This window comes from Trinickia dabaoshanensis, assembly GCF_002879885.1.
GTDB lineage: Bacteria > Pseudomonadota > Gammaproteobacteria > Burkholderiales > Burkholderiaceae > Trinickia > Trinickia dabaoshanensis.
Genome location: NZ_PNYA01000003.1, coordinates 112,466 through 132,133 on the forward strand (window position 1 = coordinate 112,466; position 19,668 = coordinate 132,133).

Below are 19,668 nucleotides of genomic sequence, written 5' to 3' on the forward strand. Positions count from 1 at the left end.
GTAGGAGATCCTCAGCGATATTGGTACTAAAGCGGTCCCACCAAAAATGGTGGGTATTGGCGACTTAAACGATCAATTGGAGGGCGATCCCGAATGGTGCGCAAGTGGCCGGAAAATTGCGGTGCGTGCGCGCTTGCCCCTTTACGCTAAGGGTTAAGGGCACTTGCATGAGTGCGGCACATGGCGCTCGACGCTTTGCTGCGATCGGACGATTGCACGACGAGCATGCGATGTGAAGAGACCAATCGATACCGGAACTCGGAGCGCTCCGGCGACGGGTTCAGGCGAGGAGCGCATCGTGCGCCGGGGCCGCACGATGCGTCGATTGGATCGCGCTCGAGTTAGCCTTCGATGGCGGCGAGCACGTCGCCGGTTTTGCGCACGTGCCCGAGGCGCGGGAAGATGAAGCGAGTCGATGCTTCGTGCTGCTCGATCGAGGCGCAGCTCATGGCGTCTTCCGCGAAGACGATCGCGTAGTTGCGTTCGAACGCGGCGCGCGCGGTGGATTCGACACCGATGTTGGTGGCGATCCCCGCAAGCACGATCGTCTTGATGCCGCGCCGGCGCAACTGCAAATCGAGTTCGGTGCCGTAAAACGCGTTCCATTGACGCTTCGTGATCTGAATGTCGCGTTCGCTCACTTCGAGTTCAGCGGGGAAGGTCCACCAATTCTGCGGCAACCCGCCCGCCGGCACGGGCGGGGCTTGATCGACGCTTTGCCGCAAGACGTCGCCGAAATCGGGGCTCGGCCCGACGCGCACGAGCACGACGGGTGCGCCTACTTCACGAAAGCGCTTGGCGAGCCGCGCGCCCGCGTTCAACACGGCATCGGCCGCGTGCGGCGCTTTGCCGTAGGGAAGGATGCCTTCTTGCAAATCGATGAGGACGAGCGCGGTGGTACGTGGATCGATAGTGTCCATGATGGGTCCTTGATGTCCTTGGCTGCGGCGTTGATCGCGTGGGGCCGAGCGCGCATCGAATCTGCTCCGCTCGATAATCGCGTGACGGCGTCCGCCGGCAGGCCATTGAGCATGGCCGGCAAAACGGGTCTAATGAGAACGACACCTCACGAATGCGAGGATGGCCTCACAAAATGGAGTATATGAGGATGGCCTCACGAAATGCAAGTCATTCCGACGATGACGTCCGTGCGGACGCGAAGGCGCCTCGCCGCGAGCGCGGCCGCGCGCGTGTCGCGGCACTGCTCGAAGGGGCTGGTGCGGAATTCGCCGAGAAGGGTTTCGACGCGGCGACGATGACGGCCATCGCGGCACGCGCGGGGGCCTCGATCGGCTCGCTGTATCAGTTCTTTCCCACGAAGGATGTGTTGGCCGATGCCCTGCTTGAGGCCTATTTGGCGACGTTGATGGAGGGCCTCGGTCAATTGCGCGAGGCGGCGCCGACGCTCGATGTCGCGACGTTGGCGCATCGGCTGACGCGGGCGCTGGTGGCATTTCGAGCAGCACATCCGGCGTTCGCGCCGCTCGTTGAGACGCCGGGCCGTTCACTGCCGGCGGTGGTGGGCGTACGAGAGCGGATTCGCGCGGAGATCGCGGCAGTCTTGCGTGCAAAGGCGCCGGGTATGAAGGCGGCCGAGGCGCAGGTCCGCGCGGCGGTGGTTCAACAATTGATGAAGGCCGCGGTGGCGATTCAGAGCGAAGCATCCTTCGCGCATCGAGGGGCCGTGATCGACGACTTGGAACGCGTGATGATGCGGTATCTGGATGAGACGTTCGGAGATCCGGGGGCGGGGGCTTCGCGAGGGAAACGTTAGAAGTAGTTTGTCCCCTACCCATGGACAGCTAATCTCGATCGATACGACACTGGGCCGAATACCTCTCTCAAAAAGACCTAACGTCGCCGCGTGTGAAAACCACGCGAAATCCGGGCATCGGGCGCCGGCACAAAGACTCGCCTATTGAGCCGATTTTCGCCCATTTCTTACTTATTTTCCGCGAAAGACGCCTTGTGTTCCGCGAACATGCCGATTGCGCTCGGGGGAGCAATCCTGCCCCTCTCGGGTCAGACGGTGCGGCTCTTTATACTTTGCTCCTCTCCTGGACCGTCACGGCCGCAACCCATGCCTCCTCGCTACGACTGGCCTTGTGCACGCTCGAACCGGAATGGTTTGACGATGAGCTGCCAATCTCTCGCAACAATGTCGATGCAGCAGACGTACTCGGCATGGACCACATTTCCGACACGACCCTGGTGCATCTTTGCGGAGCGCCCCGCAATGCGACGGTCGATATGTACTCCGACGGGCAGGCGCTCATTTTCGAGGTGACCCATCCGTCGCTGATCCCGACGCGCAATCACATCGAGGTGCGCGTCGCCCCTGACCGACAATTCTACGTCTACCTCAAGCAGATTCATTACGGCGCCAATGCACCAGCCGGGATCGGGGCCGCGATGCTGTGCCGGATCGTGCGCGCGTGCCTTGCGCTTCGGATCGGTTCGATTCACGCCTACGCGATCGGCGGCCGCAAGACGGCCACGCCGAAAGGAATGCAACGTTTCCTTGGCTATTACGCGTGGCCGCGTTATGGCTTCGACGGGGCGTTCGGAGGACGGGACGACGAGCCGCTAATAGCGCATTATCCGCACTTGCCAGCAGGCGTCGCCGATGGCTCCGTGCAGTCCCTGCATCAGCTACTAGATCGCGAGGGTGGTACGCAGTTCTGGTTTGTCAACGGGACGGCCCGCAGCGTGCGTTTCGAGGTTGCAGTGGACAGCCGTTCGATGCTAAGGTTGGTCAAGTATTTGACTGATAAGGGAATTCTGGATTATGGGTTTTAGGGTCGATCCACACCGTCCGCGACCGCGGCGTGCCGGTCGCCCGCAAGCGCGGGGCGAGCAACGCGTCGGGCCGGACCTTCCCGAAGTCGTACGGGCGGAAATCGCACAGCAGCTGCACGACGCCGTGCGGACCGAGGTAGTCCGGCAGTTGCACGAGCCGCAATGTCACACCGGCGCACCCAACGCCCGCCCCTCGTCCATTTCCCAGCAGGATCTATTTGAAATTCATGAGCTTCAGAACCCCTCGCAGCGCAACGTCGGAAACCTGCCGACCGACACAGCGGACGGGACGCGCAGTCCGTTGCGGCCGACGGATCCACGAGCCATCCAGGAGCATATGCGGCGGGAGACGCTGGCTGCGTTTGGGCTCGATCCTGACGATCCGTCGCTTTAACGCGATAGAGGTTAGATCGCCGGTAAAAAGACGCCATGCGGATGCCACGAGGCGCGACTAGTCTCCCCGCACGGCTCGATGTATATCCCACACTTATACCCCCTACTCCCCCGCCCTCTCCACCACCTGACGCACGAGCTTCGACGACACATAGTGCGGGCCGTCGAAAAGATAAACGCGATATCCGCGATAGGCCCGCAGTTGCGGCGTCAATTCCGCCGCCTTCGCGGCGCGAAATTTCCCACCCGGCAATCCGCGAAACGCCTCGGCGATGATCCTCACCCGCGCGGGCCCCAAACGCTCCGCCAGCGCCTGCGCATAGTCCCGCGCCACCGCGGGCTCGCGCACGTAGTCGCCGCACCCATCTTGGAAGAACACCCCGACGTCGCGCGGCAACCACCCGTCCAGCCAAGCCGCCAGCGCCGCTCCGCCGATGTTCGAGTTGTCGTAGACGCTGATCCAAAGCGGTTTAGGCAACCGCTCGAGCAATGGCGCCAGCGCCTTCGCATCGGTCCAAGTCGGGTCCACCTCCACCGGAAAATACCAACCGGTAACGTGCATCGGCCAAGGCGCCGAGGCCAGCGCGAGCGACTGCGCCGCGAGATGAGCGAGTCGCCTGCGCGCCTGCGTTTCATCGAAGCGCCCGGCAAGGCCGACGATGACGTCGCGCGCCCAAGGCTCCTGGCCGATGCGCTGCCAATCGGGCAATCGCGATGCCGTTTCCAGCCCGGGCGCCGGCACGAGCGCTTCGTCGTCCACGGCCGTCCATTGCACGAGCAGATCGCTGACGCCGAGCGCATCCCAGTCGCCGCGCGGATTCGCATGGTCCTCGTCAGGCTGCCAAACGATCCCTTGCGCCAGCGCCGGCTGAAGCGGTTCCAATCGCATCGCCGCGGGCGGCGCGGCGAATGCCGCACCCACACCCATGCTCGACAATGCCACCGCCCACCCGGCAAACGCGGCCGCACGGGTCCAGCGCCGCGCACGCTCAATCGATCTACCGTCCATTGCCAGGTGCCGCCGGTTCCTGCATGGCGAGACGATATTCATCCGCGAGACGCGCGCGGTCGATCTTTGCGTTGATCGTCAACGGCAGCAACCGGCACGCGATGAGTTCGGAAGGAATCATGTAAGGCGGCAAGCGATCGCCAAGCCGCACGCGCCAATCCGCCGGCAACGAAAGCCGAGCCCCCGATTCGTCGTTGGCGCCGGTTTCGACGAACGCAACGATGCGCGCCACGGTACCGTCCGCACGCCGCAGCGGCACCGCCGCCGCATGCGCCCCGCCCGGCAATGCGGCCAGCGCCGCGTCGATCTCCGCCAGTTCGATGCGATAGCCGTTCAGCTTCACTTGATCGTCGATGCGGCCGTCGCAATAGAGCAAACCATCGGCATCGGCACGCCCGAGATCGCCGGTGCGAAAGGCCCGCATGCCGTCGCGCTCGAACATCTTCGTCGCATTCAGGTCGGACCGGTTCAAGTAGCCGCGCATGACATACGGCCCCGCGATGCATAGTTCGTCCCCTTCGACGAATACCTCGCCGCCGCGCCGCGCGAACCCGACAGGCAAGCGCTCGGGATGCGCCGCGAGCAGCGCATCGTCGACGACGATCCACGTCGCCGCCACCGTCGCCTCGGTCGGGCCGTAGGTGTTGATGATGCGAGCGTTCGGAAACCGCTCGCGCAAACGCTGGGCGAGCGACACGGGCAAGGCCTCGCCGCAAAACAAGAAGGTCGTTAGCGACGGCAACGATGCCTGCGTCAGTCGCGGATCGAGCAACTGCTGCTGCGCGAACGACGGCGTCGACACCCAAGTGCTCACCCCCGCGTTCGCTAGCGCTTCGATGAAGGCGGCCCCGGGCAAGCAGGCGGCGCGCGACATCATCACGATCGTGCCGCCGAGCGCGAGCGTACCGAACACCTCGTACATCGATAGATCGAAGCTGAACGGCGCTTGATTCAGAAAGACCGGCGCGAGCCCGAGCGCGAAGTCCTCATGCATCCACTGCGCGAGCGAAGCAACGCTTTCGCGCCCTATCTGCACGCCCTTGGGATCGCCGGTCGTCCCGGAGGTGAACTGCACGTAGGCGAGATCCGTTTCGCGCAACACCGGCGCGCGGGACCCTGCCTGCATCGCTTCGCCATTCGCATCCAAGCGCTCGAAGCACCCTCGGCGTGCATCGAAGTAAACCGATGCATTGAGGGTGCGCGCGATGCGCCGCATACGCTCGTCGGGATAGACCGTATCGACGGGCACGAACGGCGCGCCCAATAGCAGCGCCCCCGTCAGTGCCACGAAAAACTGAGCTTCCTTGTGCCCGCGCACGATGACGGGCGTGTCGCGCTCGAAGCCCTCGGCCAACGCGGCGTCGCGCCAGGCGGCGGCGGCATTGGCCAACTCGCGCCAACTCAGTTGACCGTCCGCGGCGATGACCGCCGGCGCATCGGGGCGCACGTCCGACTCGACGAAGCGGCTCTCGGCTAAATCGAAACGCATGCCGGCCGCCTATCGATGCGTAGTGTTGTCGGCGATGTAGGCGGCCAATGCCGCCACGCTCGCCAGATGCTCGCCCAACTCGGTCGGCGGCACTTGCACGCCGAACGTCGTCTCGACGCGCAATGCGATCTCTACCGCAAGGACCGAATCCACCAGTGCCGATTCGATCAGCGGGGTGTCGGCGTCGAGCCGGCGCATGACGACCGATTCGACGAGCGCCCGGACTTGCTCCACGAGAGCCGCCGCGGGCACGGGATGTTGGATTGAGGTCATCGAGATCTCCCTTCGAATGAAAGCGGTCACAAAATCAAAACTGGAAATACAGGAAGCGCACTTCCCCATGCAATTGCGCGGCGCACACGAGCAAAAGAAGCACCACCGCCGCCGTCCATTGCCACGAAGGCGACCAAGCGAGCCGCGCCGGAACCGCACCCGAAGCGCGCTCGAGCGCGGGCGAGAAGCGCCCCATCCATTCGTGCGAATTCGGCGCGAACCACGCGATGGCGAGCGCCAACGCCAGCAGCGGTGCCGGCATCGCGCGGCCTACGGCAAGCCTGAGCCAAGCCGGTCCGTACACGCCCGCATCGAGGGGCGGCCACGCGCTCGAGCCCAACCCTTTCGCACCGGCCATCGCCTCGAGCATGGCGAGCGCATCGCCCACCCCATGTGCGCGGAAAAAGACGAAGGCGACGAGCGCGGCGGCGAAGGTCGTCAATACGCTCATCACGTGCCCTGCCTTCGCTCCAAAGCCGGACGAAGCCGGCGGGCTCGCGTGCCGAGACGCGCGCCTGTTGCGCCACGCGTGATTCACCGTGAGATAGGCGGCATGCAGCAAGCCGTAGATCAAGTACTGAACACCAGCGCCGTGCCAAATCCCCGCCAGCCCCATCGTGTAGAACGTCGGCACGGCGACGGTCGCCGCGAAGCCCGAGGGCGACGACTGCGCGGCGCGTCCGATCGGCAAGCCGCGTGCGGCACGCCGCCGGTTGATCCGCATCGACAACGGGTAGTACAGATACGCCGTCAGATAACGCGTGAGCGTCATATGCCAGCGCTGCCAAAATTCTATGATGCTGGCGGCCTTGAAGGGCGAGTTGAAGTTCAAGGGGAAGCGCACGCCGAACATCTTCGCGAGGCCGACGGCCATGTCCGAATAGCCGGAGAAATCGAAGTAAAGTTGCAGCGCGTACGCAAGCGCTGTCCCCCAAGCGGCCCAGGCGCCCAACGCGCCGGGCGCCGCGAAGCCCGCATCGGCGTACGGTGCGAGCGCATCCGCCAACAACAGCTTTTTGGCCAAGCCGATCGCGAAGACGCTCGCGCCCACCGAGATGTTCTCGGCCCTCAGCCGATACGTTTCGGGCTGCGCGAACTGGGTCATCATCTCTTTGTGATGCAAGATGGGGCCCGCGATCAAATGCGGGAAGAACGTGACGAATTGCACGAAGCCCAAAGCATCGGAACGCTTGACGATGCCCGCGTTGCAATCGAGCAGATAGCCGATCTGCGTGAACGTAAAGAACGAAACGCCGAGCGGGAGCACGACGCCGGCCGATGGTTGAGCCAGCCACCCGTGCGGCGAGAGGCCGAACCACTCGATGAGCGCGCCCGCCATGGCCGCCCAATACTTGTAACGCACGAGCAGGCCGATATCGACGCAGATCGCCGCGGCGAGCCATGTTCGACGGCCGCGCGAGCGCGGTGGCGAGGCGAGGATCGCGCGGCTCATGCCGTAATTGAAAGCGATCGAGGCCACGAGCAAGCCGACGAACGCGGGCGCCCACGCGCCGTAAAAAACAAACGACGAAAAGCACAGCCACGATGCGGCCAGCCGCGGCGAGCGCGAGCCCAGCGCATAGTACGAAGCCAGTGCGAGCGGTAGGAAGAGCGTCAGGAAGACGAAGGAGTTGAAGAGCATCGGTATCGGTCCCTCAGTCTCGCCGGCTTTGATCGGCACGCACGGCGAGCGGCTCCGATCGTTGCTCGGGCGGCTCGGACAATGCATCCTCCGACATCTCCCATACCACGACCTTCAACGAGCGCGGCCATGCGGCGCGCCGCGCCCAGATCGAGGCGAACGCGCGATCGAAGCGGCCGTCGTCCATGCTGACGTTCCATACCTCCTGGCCGAGCGCGCGTCCCAAGCGATCCGCGAAGCCGCTGCGGCGCGAGAACGAACTGCCCGCGAGCAGCACTTGGGCCGGCGGCGTCTCGTCGAGCAAGCCGCCCGCATGCTCGGCGCGAACCGTCTCCGGCACCTCGACGTCCACGGCGGGCCGCCAGTTCTCGGGCACGTTCGCCAAACCGGCCAGTTCCAACAAGTCGCCCACGCGCGGGCGGACGCCGGCGACCGGCTCCACGGAGAAGCGAGTCGGGCCGCGTCCGCCGACGTGCGGCAGGACGACGGCGGCCAAGGCATCGGCAGCCGCTTGCGCGCCTCGCGCATTCCAGTGAACGTCGGTGCGATAGAAGGACGGTCGCGCGGCCGTCAATGGACCGAGCAGGTCCGCCTGCACGATCCCCTCGCTCGCGAGTGCGCCGCGCCACGCGTCCCAGCGTGCCGTCATTCGCGCGTCCTGATGCAAGCCGCACAGCGCCTCGGTTTCGACGCGCGACTTGTCGGGCACCGTCGCGACGATGAGCGTGATGCCCTCCCTGCGCAGCGCATCGGCATACCGGTGCATCGTGTCGATCTGCTCGCGCAGCGCGACCGGTGCCGGCGCCTGCGCTTGCGCCGACGGCCGCGGGCGCAGGCCGTCCGTATAAAACAGCCAGCCCGGACAACCCTCGCTGACTTGCGGCCCCAAGTCGCCGAAGAGGCGATAGCGCACAGCCGCGCTCGCCCGCCGCAGCGCCGCGCCATAGGGCACGTCGATCGCACGATCGACGGCGCGCATCGCATCGCCGTTGCGCCACGCGTTCATGTCGTCGAGCGCAAACGCCGCGTCGGTCTTCGCATGTTTGCCGAGCGAGGCCAGCGCAAGAACGAACCCCGCGAGCAGTAGCGCGGCGATACACGCGGCCATCGCGGCGTGCGCGCGTTGGGGTTCGCCGGGCGCGTGAGGCGACTCCTCTCGGCGCCGCGCCTGTGCGCTCGTCTCGTGTCGAACGGCGGCCTCGCTCATCGCGCGAGCGCCTTCTCGACTCGATCGAGCCACGCCCCCTCGGCCATGATCGACGGCGCGTCCCACTGCCCCGACGCACCGGGACCATAAGCCATCTGCCCTTCGTTGAACTGCCACACCAGGGCCTGCGGCTTTTGCGCCGCAAAGCCAGGCGACTCGAGATAATTGAGCAGCGTCTTCCAAGGCCCCGTATCGCCGAAGGTCCAGGTCAGCCCGACCGGCCGCGCCAGCGTATGCGCGAGCCGCTGCGGGAAACCGAGGTACGGCTGCACCATGCTGTTGCCGACCACCTGCACGACCGGAGTCGCATCGGCGAGCAGTCCGCCGCCGTCGGCTTGCTCGCGCACGATGAACCGGTCCTTGCCGATCGCTCGCCTGCGCTCGGGTGCCAGCAACGTCGCGAGATCGCCGAAATCCATCGTCTCGGTCCATTCGCCCAATGCGGGCGGCGCGGCAAGCTCGCCGGGCAACGTGCCCGCGGCCAGCAGCCGATCGGCCGCCGCATCGGCCACCGCTTCGGCGGTATGTGCCGACCAGTGATAGTCGGCCCGGATGTAAGTGCTGTCCTGGCTCGTGTCGACGTTGCCGAGCGCAGCCACCGCATCGACGAAGTCGAGGCCGGCTTGCTTGCCATGCGCGAGCATCGACGCGTAGCGCTGCGCGAGCGCGGGAGAGAGCGCGTTGCCCTCTGGCAGCTTGTCCGCGGCCGCGCGTGCCTTCAGCGGTGCCACGACGATCGTGCAGCGAATGCCGTGCGCCGCCAGCTTGCCGGCCGCGGCGGCGATCAGATCCACGGTTTTGAGGCACGCAGGGGTGTCGTCGTCCACATAGCTTTCCCAGCCGGGAAACAACCACCGGTCGCGCCCTTCGATGACGGCTTGGCGCGCCGCGAGCGCCGCGCGCGGCACGAACGAAAGGCCGGCCGCGAACGGTGCGGCCGCCAAGGCGAGCAGCAAGCGCCGCCGCCGCAATGCGGGCGTGGTGCCCGCGTCGATAGAACGATTCGATTGCATGGCTGAAATGATTTCCAAAGAACGCGTCACCGTGCCGCTCACCGCGCGGGCCAATCGAGCGCGTCTATCGCGCCGCTGAGCACCGGATGCGCGGTGGTGCCCGATAGGAACAAGCTGAAGCTTTGCCCGGCCGCGAGCCGCGGCAGTGCGAACGGCTGCGACAGCCCATTGCCGCATACCGCGACGAGCGTGGCCGCAACCGGATTGATCGAGCGCGATGCCACGTGGCCCGGCGCGACGGCCGTGAATACCGCTGTTGCAGGGTTCTGCTCGAGCGCGATCTTGGCCTCGCATCCGTCCACGAAGTTGAACGCGCGCAGTTGCGCCCGCAACGCATCGGCGCCGGCCGCCGCGGCGGCGATGGGCTTCGCTCGCCAGCCACCCGCGGCGTCGTGCTCGAGCCCCACGGTGACGGTCTCGCCCACGGTATCGGCACCGGCCGCCGGTGCGAGGCCGGTCTGCCCCGCCGCCAAGCCGCCATCGACCTTCACGCGCAACGCCGTGCCGGGTCGTACCACTTCGAGCCGCGTCGCCGCGCCGGGCGCGAGATCGATCGGCTGCGCGGCGCCCGGCAACGAAAGCTTCGCCGCGCGCGGGGACAGGTTGACCACGCGCACATAGGTGGCGTCGGCCGGCGGCTGAGGGCCGTATAGGCTCGCGACGTCGTCCGCGCCGGCATACACCGCGCCGGACACGGATGCGAGCGCCAACGCCAGGGCGGCAGTTCCATACGTTCTCGCGCGGCTCGCCGTCGCGAGCACACGCCGAGGCAAGCGTGAGGTTCGTTTCATCATCGTTCCGATCTTTTCTTGAGAAGTCCTAAACAAGGTCGTATGTCCTCGGGCGGCCGCGGTCAGTAGGAGAAGATGGCGCTGCAAAACACCCCGCGTGCGCGCTCGTCGCCGACGAGCTTCCATCGGTACTGCACCGACAGTTCGACCGACGAACGCAGCGTGTCGTAATGACCATCGCGAAACGCATAGCGGGCGGTCATCCCCACGCCGGTGCCGATCGGCACGCTTCGATCGATGGTCGTGTCGTAATCGGCTGCGGCCACGACGTACGGAAACACCGTGAAGCGCGGACTCACGCGGTCGATCCGATAGGTGCGCCCCGCTTCGAGCACGGCCGTGGCGTAATTGGACGAATGGACGATGTAGTGCCCGCCCTCCGCATACGCGGACACGGTCCACCACGAGGGCACGTCGACGCGCCGCTCGGTACCGACGCCGCCCGAATACGCCAGTCGCGCGAGCCAATCGCCTTGCGCTTGCGAGCCGATCGGCACGATGCGCTCGAACGCGGCGATGGCGTCGATGTTCGCGAACGGCTTGCCGCGCACGCCGAAGGCCGCTTCGAGCGAACTCGCGCCGCTCGCGCCCCCGCCGGACGCCACGCCGAACGTCTCGTAGCCGCGCGCATACAACTCGAACATGCGCTCGCCCAGGCTGCCGAACGGGCGCCAGTACACTTCGCTGCCGGCTTGCCAGCTATTGCTGGCGGTGGGCCGCGGTGCGCTCGCGTAGCCCGATTGAAGGCCGGCGCCCCGATAGTCGAGCGAGACGTCGAAGCCCCATCGGCGCGTCGCCTCCGAGTGCGCCGCGCGCAAATCCTCGAGTTGCTGAGCGGCCGCGCCCTTCGCCGCGCCGTGCAACGGGCGCCGGCTTTCCGTTGCGAGCTTATCGATCGCTTGCTCGAAGTAGCGTGCGGATTGCGCATCGCGATTGGCGGCCTCGGCGGCATAACCGGCATCGGCCAGCGCGTCCGCGGACAACTTGCCTTGCGCGCCGGCCTGCTTGAATGCCGCGAGTGCCCGCGCGTTGTCGCCCGCGCGCAGTGCGATGTAGCCCGCCTCGAGCGGCGGCAGCGAGTCGAACAGGCCGTCGGCGATCAGCGCTCGCGCGACGTCGGCGGCTTCGCGCGTGCGCCCCGCGTCGTCGAGCACATCGACCACCTCGACGCGATGCTGCGCGCTATCGGGCGCTAGCGCGACGGCCTCGCGTGCGTAGCGCAACGCGGCTTGTTTGTCGCCGCGCTCGCTTGCACGCGCCTGCGCGCTCGCCGCGGCATGGCCCGGATCGGCCGGCCATACGTCGCAGCTTTCGCCGAAGTCGGGATCGTTCTCGCAATCGACGATCGGACGCGCCGCGGCCAAGGCCGGGACGGCGGCATGCGCGGCGGCGAGCCTGCGGCGCGCGCGTCCCAAGCGCTCGGCGACGAACGCATCCGTATCGTCCCCGGTCGGTGGCACCGCCGCGAGCCGGTCCGCGGCCTCGCGCGCACGGTCCTCGGTCATCCAAATATCGGCGGCGATCGCGCGCGCGCTATTGAGCGTCGCGCGCGTCTCGTCGTGATCGCGGAAGGCCACCTGCAAGTCCGCATCGGCTTGCTCGGTATGCTGCTGCGCCACGCGCGCGTATGCGCGGAACACGTACGGCATCACGGCCGTATCGTCGTAGCCGATCGCATCGCTCGCCGCCGCCTCGAGCCCCGCCCAATCCTCGGCGGCGATCAGCTTGTCGAACAGGGCGACGCGGTAGTCGGTGTTGTCAGGGGCATACGCGACGGCTTCTCGTCCCGCCGCGATCGCGGCGCCAAGGTCGCCTGCCTGGCGCGCGGCGAACGCACGCTTGGACGCTTGCGGCGCAAGGCCGTTGCCGATGAACGTGCGTCGCAGCCGCAGATCGTCGCTGTCGCCGAATTGCCGCACAGCCTGCACGTCGGCTTGCCAAGCGAGTAGGTCGTTGCCGGCCGCGCTCGCCGCATCGATGAGCAACAGCCGTAAGCGCAACACGTCGGGCCTGAGCGCGATCGCCTGCTGAGCGCTTTGCGCGGCATCGGCGTAACGCTTCTCGGCATACGCGCGGTAGGCGCTTTGCGCCGCCGCGAATGCATCGCCCGTCAAGGCGTCGGCAGGCAGCGGCGCGGTCGCGCTCGTCCGGACGACCTTCGCGGCGGCTGCAGCCAATACGTCGATCTGAGCCCGGCGCTTCACGAGCGGGCGCAGCGGCCCGAATGCCTTGATGGCATCGGCGAGCGCGCGGCTCGCCGCGGCATAGCCGTGCTGCGCGGCCAGCGCGTTCGCGAGCAACAGGCGTAGCTCGGGCACGTCGGGCCGCTGCCGGATTGCCTCGCGAGCCAGCGCGACGGCTTGCGCGTAGTCGTGACGGCCATAGCCGGCATACGCTTGCTCGGCCACGCGATAGGCGGCGCCGGTCAGCGGCGGCGGTGCGACGGGGTACTCGGCGGCGTGCGCGGCCGTTTGCGCGAACGTGAACGACACCGCGCAGGTCAGCGCCGCCAGGCGCGCCGCGCGTACGCCCGGCCGCGACGCACCTACAGGACGAAGAGGGCCGCTCATGCGATCCCCCCGGCCGCCCCGCTGGCGCGCCGCTGCTCGCGTACGACCTCGTCGATGGCTTCGCGCGAGACGACGCCGCGCTCGACCATGAAATCGCCGATGCGGCCATGCCGGTCCGGAAGGTAATCGGTCAACGCGGCTTCGAACGCTTGTCGACGCACATGACCCCGTTCGATCAGCAAGTCGCCGAGCAACGGCACACGCACGGGCTGCCCGTGCGCACGTGCGTCGTCCGCGCGTGCCGTGTCGATGCGCGTGCGCTCGCCGGCCTGCGCACCGGCGACGCCGCGCAATCGCCGCAGCCCCAGCGCGATCTCGCCTTCCCGCACGATCCGTTGCTCGAGTTTGCCGCCGAGCTGCGTCTCCAGTTGATCGATCAACGCCTCGCCGAGCGGGCTTGCCGTCAGCACGACGGCAAGCCCGTCGGCGCTCGCGCCTTGCGGCAAGACGCGATAACGCACGATCGTATCGAGCGGCAACTGCGCACGATGCCGCTCCAGCGCGGCCATGTCGAGCGCGCCGCGTGCAAGCTCGCTCTGGAACGCGATCGCTTCGGCGAGCGTCTCGTCGTCGAGCCACCCTTTGGCCATCAGCACGCGACCGAGCGGCGCCTCGCGGGCATGCGCCTCGCCGAGCGCGCTTTGAAGTTGTTCGGCATCGATCGCCTGCCACGAGATCAGCAGCTCGCCGAGACGCTGGCGTCGATCGAGCAGCCCGTCGGCCGATGGAAAATCGTGCATCGTCTTGTCCCACGCGAGCCGCTTGCCCGTGGCGACGTGCACGAGGAACAAGCGCCACGCGCGCGTGACGGCCAGAAAGTTGATGAAGTTCGCCACGACCATCCGCGGCGCCGACAACAACCCATGCTCCCATCCGTACAAACGCGTGACGAAGTACATGCGCTGCACGGCGCGCAGCATGAGCGCGACCGCGTTGATCCATAGCAGCGCCCGAAACCAGCGCGCATCGGCGAGCGGCGAGGCGGCGAAAGGCGGGGCGATGCCTAGCGCGTCGGCGAGCGCGAACAGCAGAAACTGCGCAACGAGCACATAGGCGAGCATGCCGACGATCGCCGTCACCGTGCCCTTGCGATCGCGCAGCAACAGATAACGATTGGCGAGCGAACCGGAAAAACCCGTCTGCCGCCATCCTTGCAAGCCGATACCGAGCGTCCAGCGCGCGCGTTGCCGGTACGCCGTACGCAGCGTATCGGGAAAGAACTCGCGTACGCAAAGCGGCATCGTCAGTGTGAATTCGCGCACCGGGCCGAGGCCGAACCACGTCTTGCGGCGCGCCGCGAACGTGACGGGAAAGCGCGCGAAGATCGATTGCATACCGAGCTTGGCCAGGCGCGCGCCCACGTCGTAATCCTCGGTCAAGCTCTCGGTGTTGAACGGCTGATTGTCCGTTTGCGCGATCAACGCGAGCAGCGCCCGGCGCGAGAAGCACGTACCCACGCCGGCCGACGGCACCGCTCCGGCCAGGCTCTCGCGCACGACGAGATCCTTCGCGTGCCACTCGGCGAATTCGTCCATGTACGTGCCGGCCACGAGTTCGAACCAGTGCCGCTCCAGCGAAGCGACGGGCAACTGGATCATGTCCTTGCGCGGCAGCAGGTAGTTGAAGAACTTCAACTCGAGCGGGTGCAATACGTCTTCGCTGTCGTGCAGTACGACGCCGGCGAATTCGAGATCCGCCTCGCGCTCGTACTTGAAGATGGCCTGAATGACCCAGTTCAAGCAGTCGGCCTTACAGGTGGGCCCGTCGTGCGGCACCTCGACCCGGCGCAGTTGCCGGTAGCGCCGCCGCATACGCTCGACTTCCTCGATCGTGCGCGCATCGTTGCGATAGGTGCCGACGAATACGACGTATTGCCGATAATCCAACACCCGCACCAGGTCCTCGAGCATCGCCGCGATCACGTCGTATTCGAGCCAAGCGGGAACCATGATCGCGAGCGGCTGCTCCTCGCGTGCTTGCAATTGCTCGGCCGTGAGCGGGCGGTAGCGCCGCTTGACGGTGAACAGCCGCAACGTTTCGCGCGACCAGTACCAAAGATCGACGAACAGATCGTCGAGACTCGACACGAAAATGGCGACGGCGACCACGGCGGCCAGCAATTCCAGCACCGTGAAGTAGCGGCCCATGGCATAGCCGCCGTACCAAGTCCACGCCGCGAGCGTCATTGCGCGTCGCCCTTCGCGCGATGGCGGCGGCGCTCGATGCCGGCGATCGCGAACAAAGCGAGCAACGCGGCGACGATGCCCGTGGCGACGAACCACGGCAACCGGCGCGAGAACGCATCGTCCGCTGCGCGATCGGTGACGACTTCGCCCGGATGACGCGAATCGAATAAACGCGCGACGCCATCCGCCGCAATGAGCGCGACGTCGCCGCGCGCGAGCCGCAACGAGGCGGGCACCAGAGACGGTTGCTTACCGAGCGTTTGGTAAGCGATCCCCATCGCCCCGCCCGCACGGGCGACCTGCATCACCGCAAGGTTGGAGAGCCCGGAGACGTCTGCATACGCGCGGTCCGAAGCGTCCACGAGCGTCAGCCGGTTTTCCGACCATCGCGCGCGCGCCGCTTGCTCGCCCTGCAGCGCCACGTCCATCGCCAGGAACGGCCCCGTCGGCGCGGCACCGGCACCGGCCGGCACGATCGATAACATCGAGCGCGTCGGCGCGATGCCGGACACCTCGGCCAAGCGGCCGACCCGCGTCACCGTTTGCGTCGCATCGTCGAGATAGGCCGCCGGCACGACGATGTTCGCCGTCGTCGCAAAGCGCGCGAGCATGCCGAGGAAGTCGTCGTCGGCCTCGGCGCGGGCGAGCGTCATATGGCTCGTGGGCAGGATCGCGACCGGATAGCCCTGCGAGCGTGCTTCGCAATCGCCGTCGGGGCGGCGCTGGAACACCACACGCAGCACGTTCGCCGGCGCAAGCGCGTAGCGCGGCACATGGGCCGCGATGCGCTGAGGCTTACCGCTTTCGTCGAGCATCTTCGAGGCGATCAGCACCCCGTTCAGGTAGACCGAGGCGATGTTGCCGTCGTGACGCGGGGTCGGCGCGGCGGCCACATCCAACACGACCTGGTCGGGCAGCTTGCCGTTCGCGGCCACGGATGCGAGATCGAAGCTCGCGTCCCACGTCGCTCGCCCCAGCACGTCCAGCGTGCGCGGCTCCCCGCCCAGCGCCGACAGCGCGATACGCTTGACGTCCGGACCGAGCGCATCGTCGAGCCGGTGCACGACGTACCGGTCGGCGACGCCGATGGGCCTCCAGTCGCGCACGAGCGCTTGCGCGGCGGTGCGATCGCCGACGACGATCGCGGCGCGGCCCGGCAAGTGCGCGATGCGCAGCTCACCCGTGGCCAAGGCGCTCGTGATCGGCGCGAACACACGAGCGCGCCATGCGTCGAACGCGCTGGCGCCGTCCGGCGAGAGTGCGGCGATCTGCTGGCGCAGCGCGTCGAGCGCCTCGTTCGCTTGCCGGCGCGATGCGTCGTCGGCGACGATCACGTCCGGCGCGAACGCGCTCGTCGAGGCGAGCACCAGCGCGGCGCCGACCTGCGCCGCATCGGCGAGCTTCACGTTGCCGCCGGACGCGAGTGCCGCGAAGGCGGGCACCGCGCGCAATGCGGCGGGCACGTCGGCCGGATCGAGCGCGACCGCCTGGCCCACCTTCGGCCAAGCCCGCACGACGGGGTGCCGGCCCTCGCGCTCCATCAGCGTATCCACGCGCCAAGCGGTATCGAACGCCGCATCGCCGATACGCTCACCGGAAATCGCGATCTCGGGTGCCGCCGGCAGCGCGCTCCAGGCCGTGCGTACGTCCGCAATGGCGCTTGCGTCGAAGCGGTAGGTCAAACGCGAGCTGGGCGCGACGCGCAGCACGTTGCCGATGGCCGTTTGATCCGTGCAAAGCCGATCGTCGATGATCGACGACCATTGCAGCCCCACGCGCACGAAGCCGCTCTTGCGCGGCGAGCCGTCCACGCCGATGCTCGCTTGCGCGTTGCCTTGCGGGTCGGTAAAGCCGCGCGCCAGGACCGGCGAGCCGTCGAGCGATACGAGCATCGTTTCGCGGCCGCCGTCGGCATGCAGATAGCCGCCGTCCAACTGCAGCGTCGCATCGTCGATCGGCACGCCGGCCGGCACCGGCAGATAGAGCTCATGGCGCGTATCGGGTGCGGACAGCACGAGCGGGTCACGCAGGCCGAGATCGGCAAGCGACACAGTGCGCGCGACCATGCGATGCTCGCCCAGATGCGCGAATGCATCGCCCAAGGCGGCTTCGGCCGCCACCCCGGGCGTCGAATGAGCGAGCAGCAGAGCAGGCACGGCGCACAAGGCGGCGCGAAAGCGCGAGACGGCGCGCGCGGAAGGATTGGGCATCACGATGTTCGGGTTGAATACGCGAAGTTGAAAGGGCCCGGGCGAGTTGCAGGCGATGGTCATCGCTTGCGCCGGGGCGCATGACCGGGCTAGGTGACGAGCATCAAATCTGCGCGGCGGCCTCGATGGGATCGTGTGCCCGCTCGCCCGCGCCGCCGCGCACCGTGGTGGCGAACTCGTCGAAGGGAGCGCCGACGATCGCGGCGACGATGCGCTTCGCCGCGAACCCATCGCCGTAAGGACTGATCGGCGTACGCACGCAGTCGCCTGCGCCGATCAGCTCGCGCACGCTGCGCACGATCGTCTCCGTATGCGTGCCGACGAGCCGGACGGCGCCCGCCTCGAGTGCCTCGGGCCGTTCCGTCACCTCGCGCATGACGAGCACCGGTTTGCCGAGCGCGGGCGCTTCTTCCTGCACGCCGCCCGAATCCGTCAAGACGATCGCGGAGCGCTGCATGAGACGCACGAAGCCGAGATAGTCGAGCGGCTCGATCAAATGCACGCCCGGCGTCGCGCCGATGCGCGCGCGTGCGGGAGCACGCACGTTCGGATTGAGGTGCACGGGATAGACGATTTGCACGTCGCCGCTGCGCGCCAGTTCGTCGATGGCGTTGCAGATCGAAGCGAAACCTTCGCCGAAGCTTTCGCGGCGGTGTCCGGTCACGAGCACGATGGGCTTGTCCGGCTCGAGTAACGGCAACTGGGCGTCGAGCTTGGCGCGCAGCGATGCATCGGCGTCGATGCGCGCCGTCGTGGCGTAGAGCGCATCGATGACGGTGTTGCCTGTGACGACGATACGTCCTTGCAGCGCCTCGGCCATCAGATTGGCCTTCGCACTTTGGGTGGGCGCGAACATCAGATCGCTGATGGCATCGACGATGCGGCGGTTCATCTCCTCGGGCCACGGGCTCGACAAATCGCCCGTGCGCAACCCCGCCTCGACGTGGGCGACGGGAATACGCCGGTGAAATGCCGCCAAGGCAGCGGCGGCGGCCGTCGTGGTATCGCCGTGGACGAGCACGTAATCGGGCCGCTCTTGAGCGAGTACGTCGTCGAACGAAAAGATCAACCGGGACGCAAGACCGTTGAGCGTTTGGTTCGCCGTCATCAACGCGAGGTCGTATCGCGGACGAATGTCGAACAGTTCCAGCACTTGCTCGAGCATCGACCGGTGCTGGCCGCTCACGCAAACGATCGACTCCAGTCCGGGGGCATCTTCGAGCGCTTTGATGACCGGCGCCATTTTGATCGCCTCGGGGCGGGTGCCGAAAACGGACAGGATCTTGAGCGACATGGTGTGACTTCCCCGTGAATGCATAACCGCGCAATGAACGGCGGCTTGGTCGTATGGTCTTGGGGCGCGCACGCGGCAATCGGGCAACGGATATCGAGCCGTTCCCGCGATTCAATCCCACGCTATCGCACCGGAAACGAATTTTCTGAAATCCCGGGAAGAGTCATCCAAACAATCGTTAAATTGTTTAAAAACAAACGTGAACCAAGGTAAGCCACTCGGACGCAAACGATTGACTTATGTTTGTTTCAGAATTGCTGTCGCGTATTCGCTACAGGCGAACAAAATGCGAAGACGGATAAAGCGCGAGGGGACCGCTGCTGAAAACAGCCTCGTCGGGATGACGCGTCCTTAATACGACCGACACATTCGGCCTGTCGTTCTTCAGTTCGCCCGCAGCGAATCGAGCGCATTGCGCACGGCGTTATCGAACACGGTGCGGATAAAATCTCCGGTGCGCCGATCGACCGAAGCGGTCACCAGCGTCAGCGGACATAATGGCGAGCATTGCCCCGTCATATCGACGAGTTGTGGCAAGCCGTGAAACGCATTACAAGCGTCCGAATGGACGATCCAGCGTCCGCCTAGATGTTTGCGGAAAACCTCTCCCACATAACGGGCCATGCCGTCGACTAATCGGGCTTCGCGACGCCGCTTGATATTTTCGATACTCGGATAACGCGCCAGCGCGAATCGCTCGATGGCGCTCAGCGAGTCGCCGGTAAAATCCAGACGAATCGCGACGTCGGCGGGGAGCGATTCGCGCAGTGCTTCGATCGCGCCGCCCATCTC

Annotated in this window: 15 protein-coding genes; 2 read left to right on the forward strand and 13 right to left on the reverse strand. The window is 66.6% G+C overall.

From position 1 onward, the window contains the following. Positions 1 to 341: 341 nt before the first annotated feature. On the reverse strand, positions 342 to 920 hold the full coding sequence (locus C0Z18_RS04185) for a hydrolase (RefSeq protein WP_102644125.1): 579 nt from the start codon (positions 918 to 920) through the stop codon (positions 342 to 344). A 188-nt stretch (positions 921 to 1,108) separates the two neighbouring features. On the opposite strand from C0Z18_RS04185, the gene C0Z18_RS04190 reads away from it, so the two are divergent. Continuing rightward, positions 1,109 to 1,774 (forward strand): TetR/AcrR family transcriptional regulator, encoded by a 666-nt coding sequence (locus C0Z18_RS04190; protein WP_102644318.1) that lies wholly within the window; start codon positions 1,109 to 1,111, stop codon positions 1,772 to 1,774. Between the two features lie 92 nt (positions 1,775 to 1,866). Then, positions 1,867 to 2,799 (forward strand): hypothetical protein, encoded by a 933-nt coding sequence (locus C0Z18_RS04195; RefSeq protein WP_146013926.1) that lies wholly within the window; start codon positions 1,867 to 1,869, stop codon positions 2,797 to 2,799. 496 nt (positions 2,800 to 3,295) lie between these two features. On the opposite strand, the gene C0Z18_RS04205 is transcribed toward C0Z18_RS04195, so the two are convergent. From C0Z18_RS04205 to C0Z18_RS04255, 12 genes are all read right to left on the reverse strand, one after another. Continuing rightward, the gene (locus C0Z18_RS04205) at positions 3,296 to 4,081 is read right to left on the reverse strand and encodes an alpha-amylase family protein (protein WP_102644319.1); all 786 of its coding nucleotides are present in this window, start codon (positions 4,079 to 4,081) and stop codon (positions 3,296 to 3,298) included. A gap of 109 nt (positions 4,082 to 4,190) precedes the next feature. Beyond that, on the reverse strand, positions 4,191 to 5,690 hold the full coding sequence (locus tag C0Z18_RS04210; protein ID WP_102644128.1) for an AMP-binding protein: 1,500 nt from the start codon (positions 5,688 to 5,690) through the stop codon (positions 4,191 to 4,193). 9 nt (positions 5,691 to 5,699) lie between these two features. Continuing rightward, positions 5,700 to 5,963 (reverse strand): acyl carrier protein, encoded by a 264-nt coding sequence (locus tag C0Z18_RS04215; protein WP_102644129.1) that lies wholly within the window; start codon positions 5,961 to 5,963, stop codon positions 5,700 to 5,702. A gap of 34 nt (positions 5,964 to 5,997) precedes the next feature. Continuing rightward, positions 5,998 to 7,605, reverse strand: a complete 1,608-nt coding sequence (locus C0Z18_RS04220) for an MBOAT family O-acyltransferase (RefSeq protein WP_102644130.1) — start codon at positions 7,603 to 7,605, stop codon at positions 5,998 to 6,000. A gap of 13 nt (positions 7,606 to 7,618) precedes the next feature. Continuing rightward, positions 7,619 to 8,812 carry an alginate O-acetyltransferase AlgX-related protein gene (locus C0Z18_RS04225; protein ID WP_102644131.1) on the reverse strand — a complete coding sequence of 398 codons (1,194 nt, stop codon included), beginning with the start codon at positions 8,810 to 8,812 and terminating at the stop codon, positions 7,619 to 7,621. Next, complete coding sequence (locus tag C0Z18_RS04230; protein ID WP_158244194.1) at positions 8,809 to 9,825, reverse strand: alginate O-acetyltransferase AlgX-related protein; 1,017 nt, start codon at positions 9,823 to 9,825, stop codon at positions 8,809 to 8,811. Before C0Z18_RS04230 ends, C0Z18_RS04225 begins: the two co-directional genes overlap by 4 nt. 38 nt (positions 9,826 to 9,863) lie before the next feature. Then, positions 9,864 to 10,619, reverse strand: a complete 756-nt coding sequence (locus tag C0Z18_RS32595) for an alginate O-acetyltransferase AlgF (RefSeq protein WP_158244195.1) — start codon at positions 10,617 to 10,619, stop codon at positions 9,864 to 9,866. Positions 10,620 to 10,678: 59 nt separating this feature from the next. Next, positions 10,679 to 13,186 (reverse strand): NfrA family protein, encoded by a 2,508-nt coding sequence (locus tag C0Z18_RS04235; protein ID WP_102644133.1) that lies wholly within the window; start codon positions 13,184 to 13,186, stop codon positions 10,679 to 10,681. Next, positions 13,183 to 15,372 carry a glycosyl transferase family protein gene (locus C0Z18_RS04240; protein ID WP_102644134.1) on the reverse strand — a complete coding sequence of 730 codons (2,190 nt, stop codon included), beginning with the start codon at positions 15,370 to 15,372 and terminating at the stop codon, positions 13,183 to 13,185. The genes C0Z18_RS04235 and C0Z18_RS04240 overlap by 4 nt, the downstream gene beginning before the upstream one ends. Beyond that, the gene (locus C0Z18_RS04245; protein ID WP_102644135.1) at positions 15,369 to 17,645 is read right to left on the reverse strand and encodes a cellulose biosynthesis cyclic di-GMP-binding regulatory protein BcsB; all 2,277 of its coding nucleotides are present in this window, start codon (positions 17,643 to 17,645) and stop codon (positions 15,369 to 15,371) included. Before C0Z18_RS04245 ends, C0Z18_RS04240 begins: the two co-directional genes overlap by 4 nt. A 40-nt stretch (positions 17,646 to 17,685) precedes the next feature. Further along, on the reverse strand, positions 17,686 to 18,876 hold the full coding sequence (gene wecB, locus C0Z18_RS04250; protein WP_102644136.1) for a non-hydrolyzing UDP-N-acetylglucosamine 2-epimerase: 1,191 nt from the start codon (positions 18,874 to 18,876) through the stop codon (positions 17,686 to 17,688). Positions 18,877 to 19,260: 384 nt separating this feature from the next. Beyond that, the gene (locus tag C0Z18_RS04255; protein ID WP_199189384.1) at positions 19,261 to 19,665 is read right to left on the reverse strand and encodes a hypothetical protein; all 405 of its coding nucleotides are present in this window, start codon (positions 19,663 to 19,665) and stop codon (positions 19,261 to 19,263) included. Positions 19,666 to 19,668: the final 3 nt, after the last annotated feature.

Excerpts from the sequence above, each read along its gene's own strand:
- C0Z18_RS04255 (WP_199189384.1), bottom strand. The coding sequence starts at position 19,665 with ATGGGCGGCGCGATCGAAGCACTGCGCGAATCGCTCCCCGCCGACGTC.
- C0Z18_RS04225 (WP_102644131.1), bottom strand. The coding sequence starts at position 8,812 with ATGAGCGAGGCCGCCGTTCGACACGAGACGAGCGCACAGGCGCGGCGC.
- C0Z18_RS04190 (WP_102644318.1), top strand. The coding sequence starts at position 1,109 with ATGGCCTCACGAAATGCAAGTCATTCCGACGATGACGTCCGTGCGGAC.
- C0Z18_RS04205 (WP_102644319.1), bottom strand. The coding sequence starts at position 4,081 with ATGCGATTGGAACCGCTTCAGCCGGCGCTGGCGCAAGGGATCGTTTGG.
- C0Z18_RS32595 (WP_158244195.1), bottom strand. The coding sequence starts at position 10,619 with ATGATGAAACGAACCTCACGCTTGCCTCGGCGTGTGCTCGCGACGGCG.
- C0Z18_RS04245 (WP_102644135.1), bottom strand. The coding sequence starts at position 17,645 with ATGACCATCGCCTGCAACTCGCCCGGGCCCTTTCAACTTCGCGTATTC.
- C0Z18_RS04185 (WP_102644125.1), bottom strand. The coding sequence starts at position 920 with ATGGACACTATCGATCCACGTACCACCGCGCTCGTCCTCATCGATTTG.
- wecB (WP_102644136.1), bottom strand. The coding sequence starts at position 18,876 with ATGTCGCTCAAGATCCTGTCCGTTTTCGGCACCCGCCCCGAGGCGATC.
- C0Z18_RS04240 (WP_102644134.1), bottom strand. The coding sequence starts at position 15,372 with ATGACGCTCGCGGCGTGGACTTGGTACGGCGGCTATGCCATGGGCCGC.
- C0Z18_RS04235 (WP_102644133.1), bottom strand. The coding sequence starts at position 13,186 with ATGAGCGGCCCTCTTCGTCCTGTAGGTGCGTCGCGGCCGGGCGTACGC.
- C0Z18_RS04215 (WP_102644129.1), bottom strand. The coding sequence starts at position 5,963 with ATGACCTCAATCCAACATCCCGTGCCCGCGGCGGCTCTCGTGGAGCAA.
- C0Z18_RS04220 (WP_102644130.1), bottom strand. The coding sequence starts at position 7,605 with ATGCTCTTCAACTCCTTCGTCTTCCTGACGCTCTTCCTACCGCTCGCA.
- C0Z18_RS04210 (WP_102644128.1), bottom strand. The coding sequence starts at position 5,690 with ATGCGTTTCGATTTAGCCGAGAGCCGCTTCGTCGAGTCGGACGTGCGC.
- C0Z18_RS04230 (WP_158244194.1), bottom strand. The coding sequence starts at position 9,825 with ATGCAATCGAATCGTTCTATCGACGCGGGCACCACGCCCGCATTGCGG.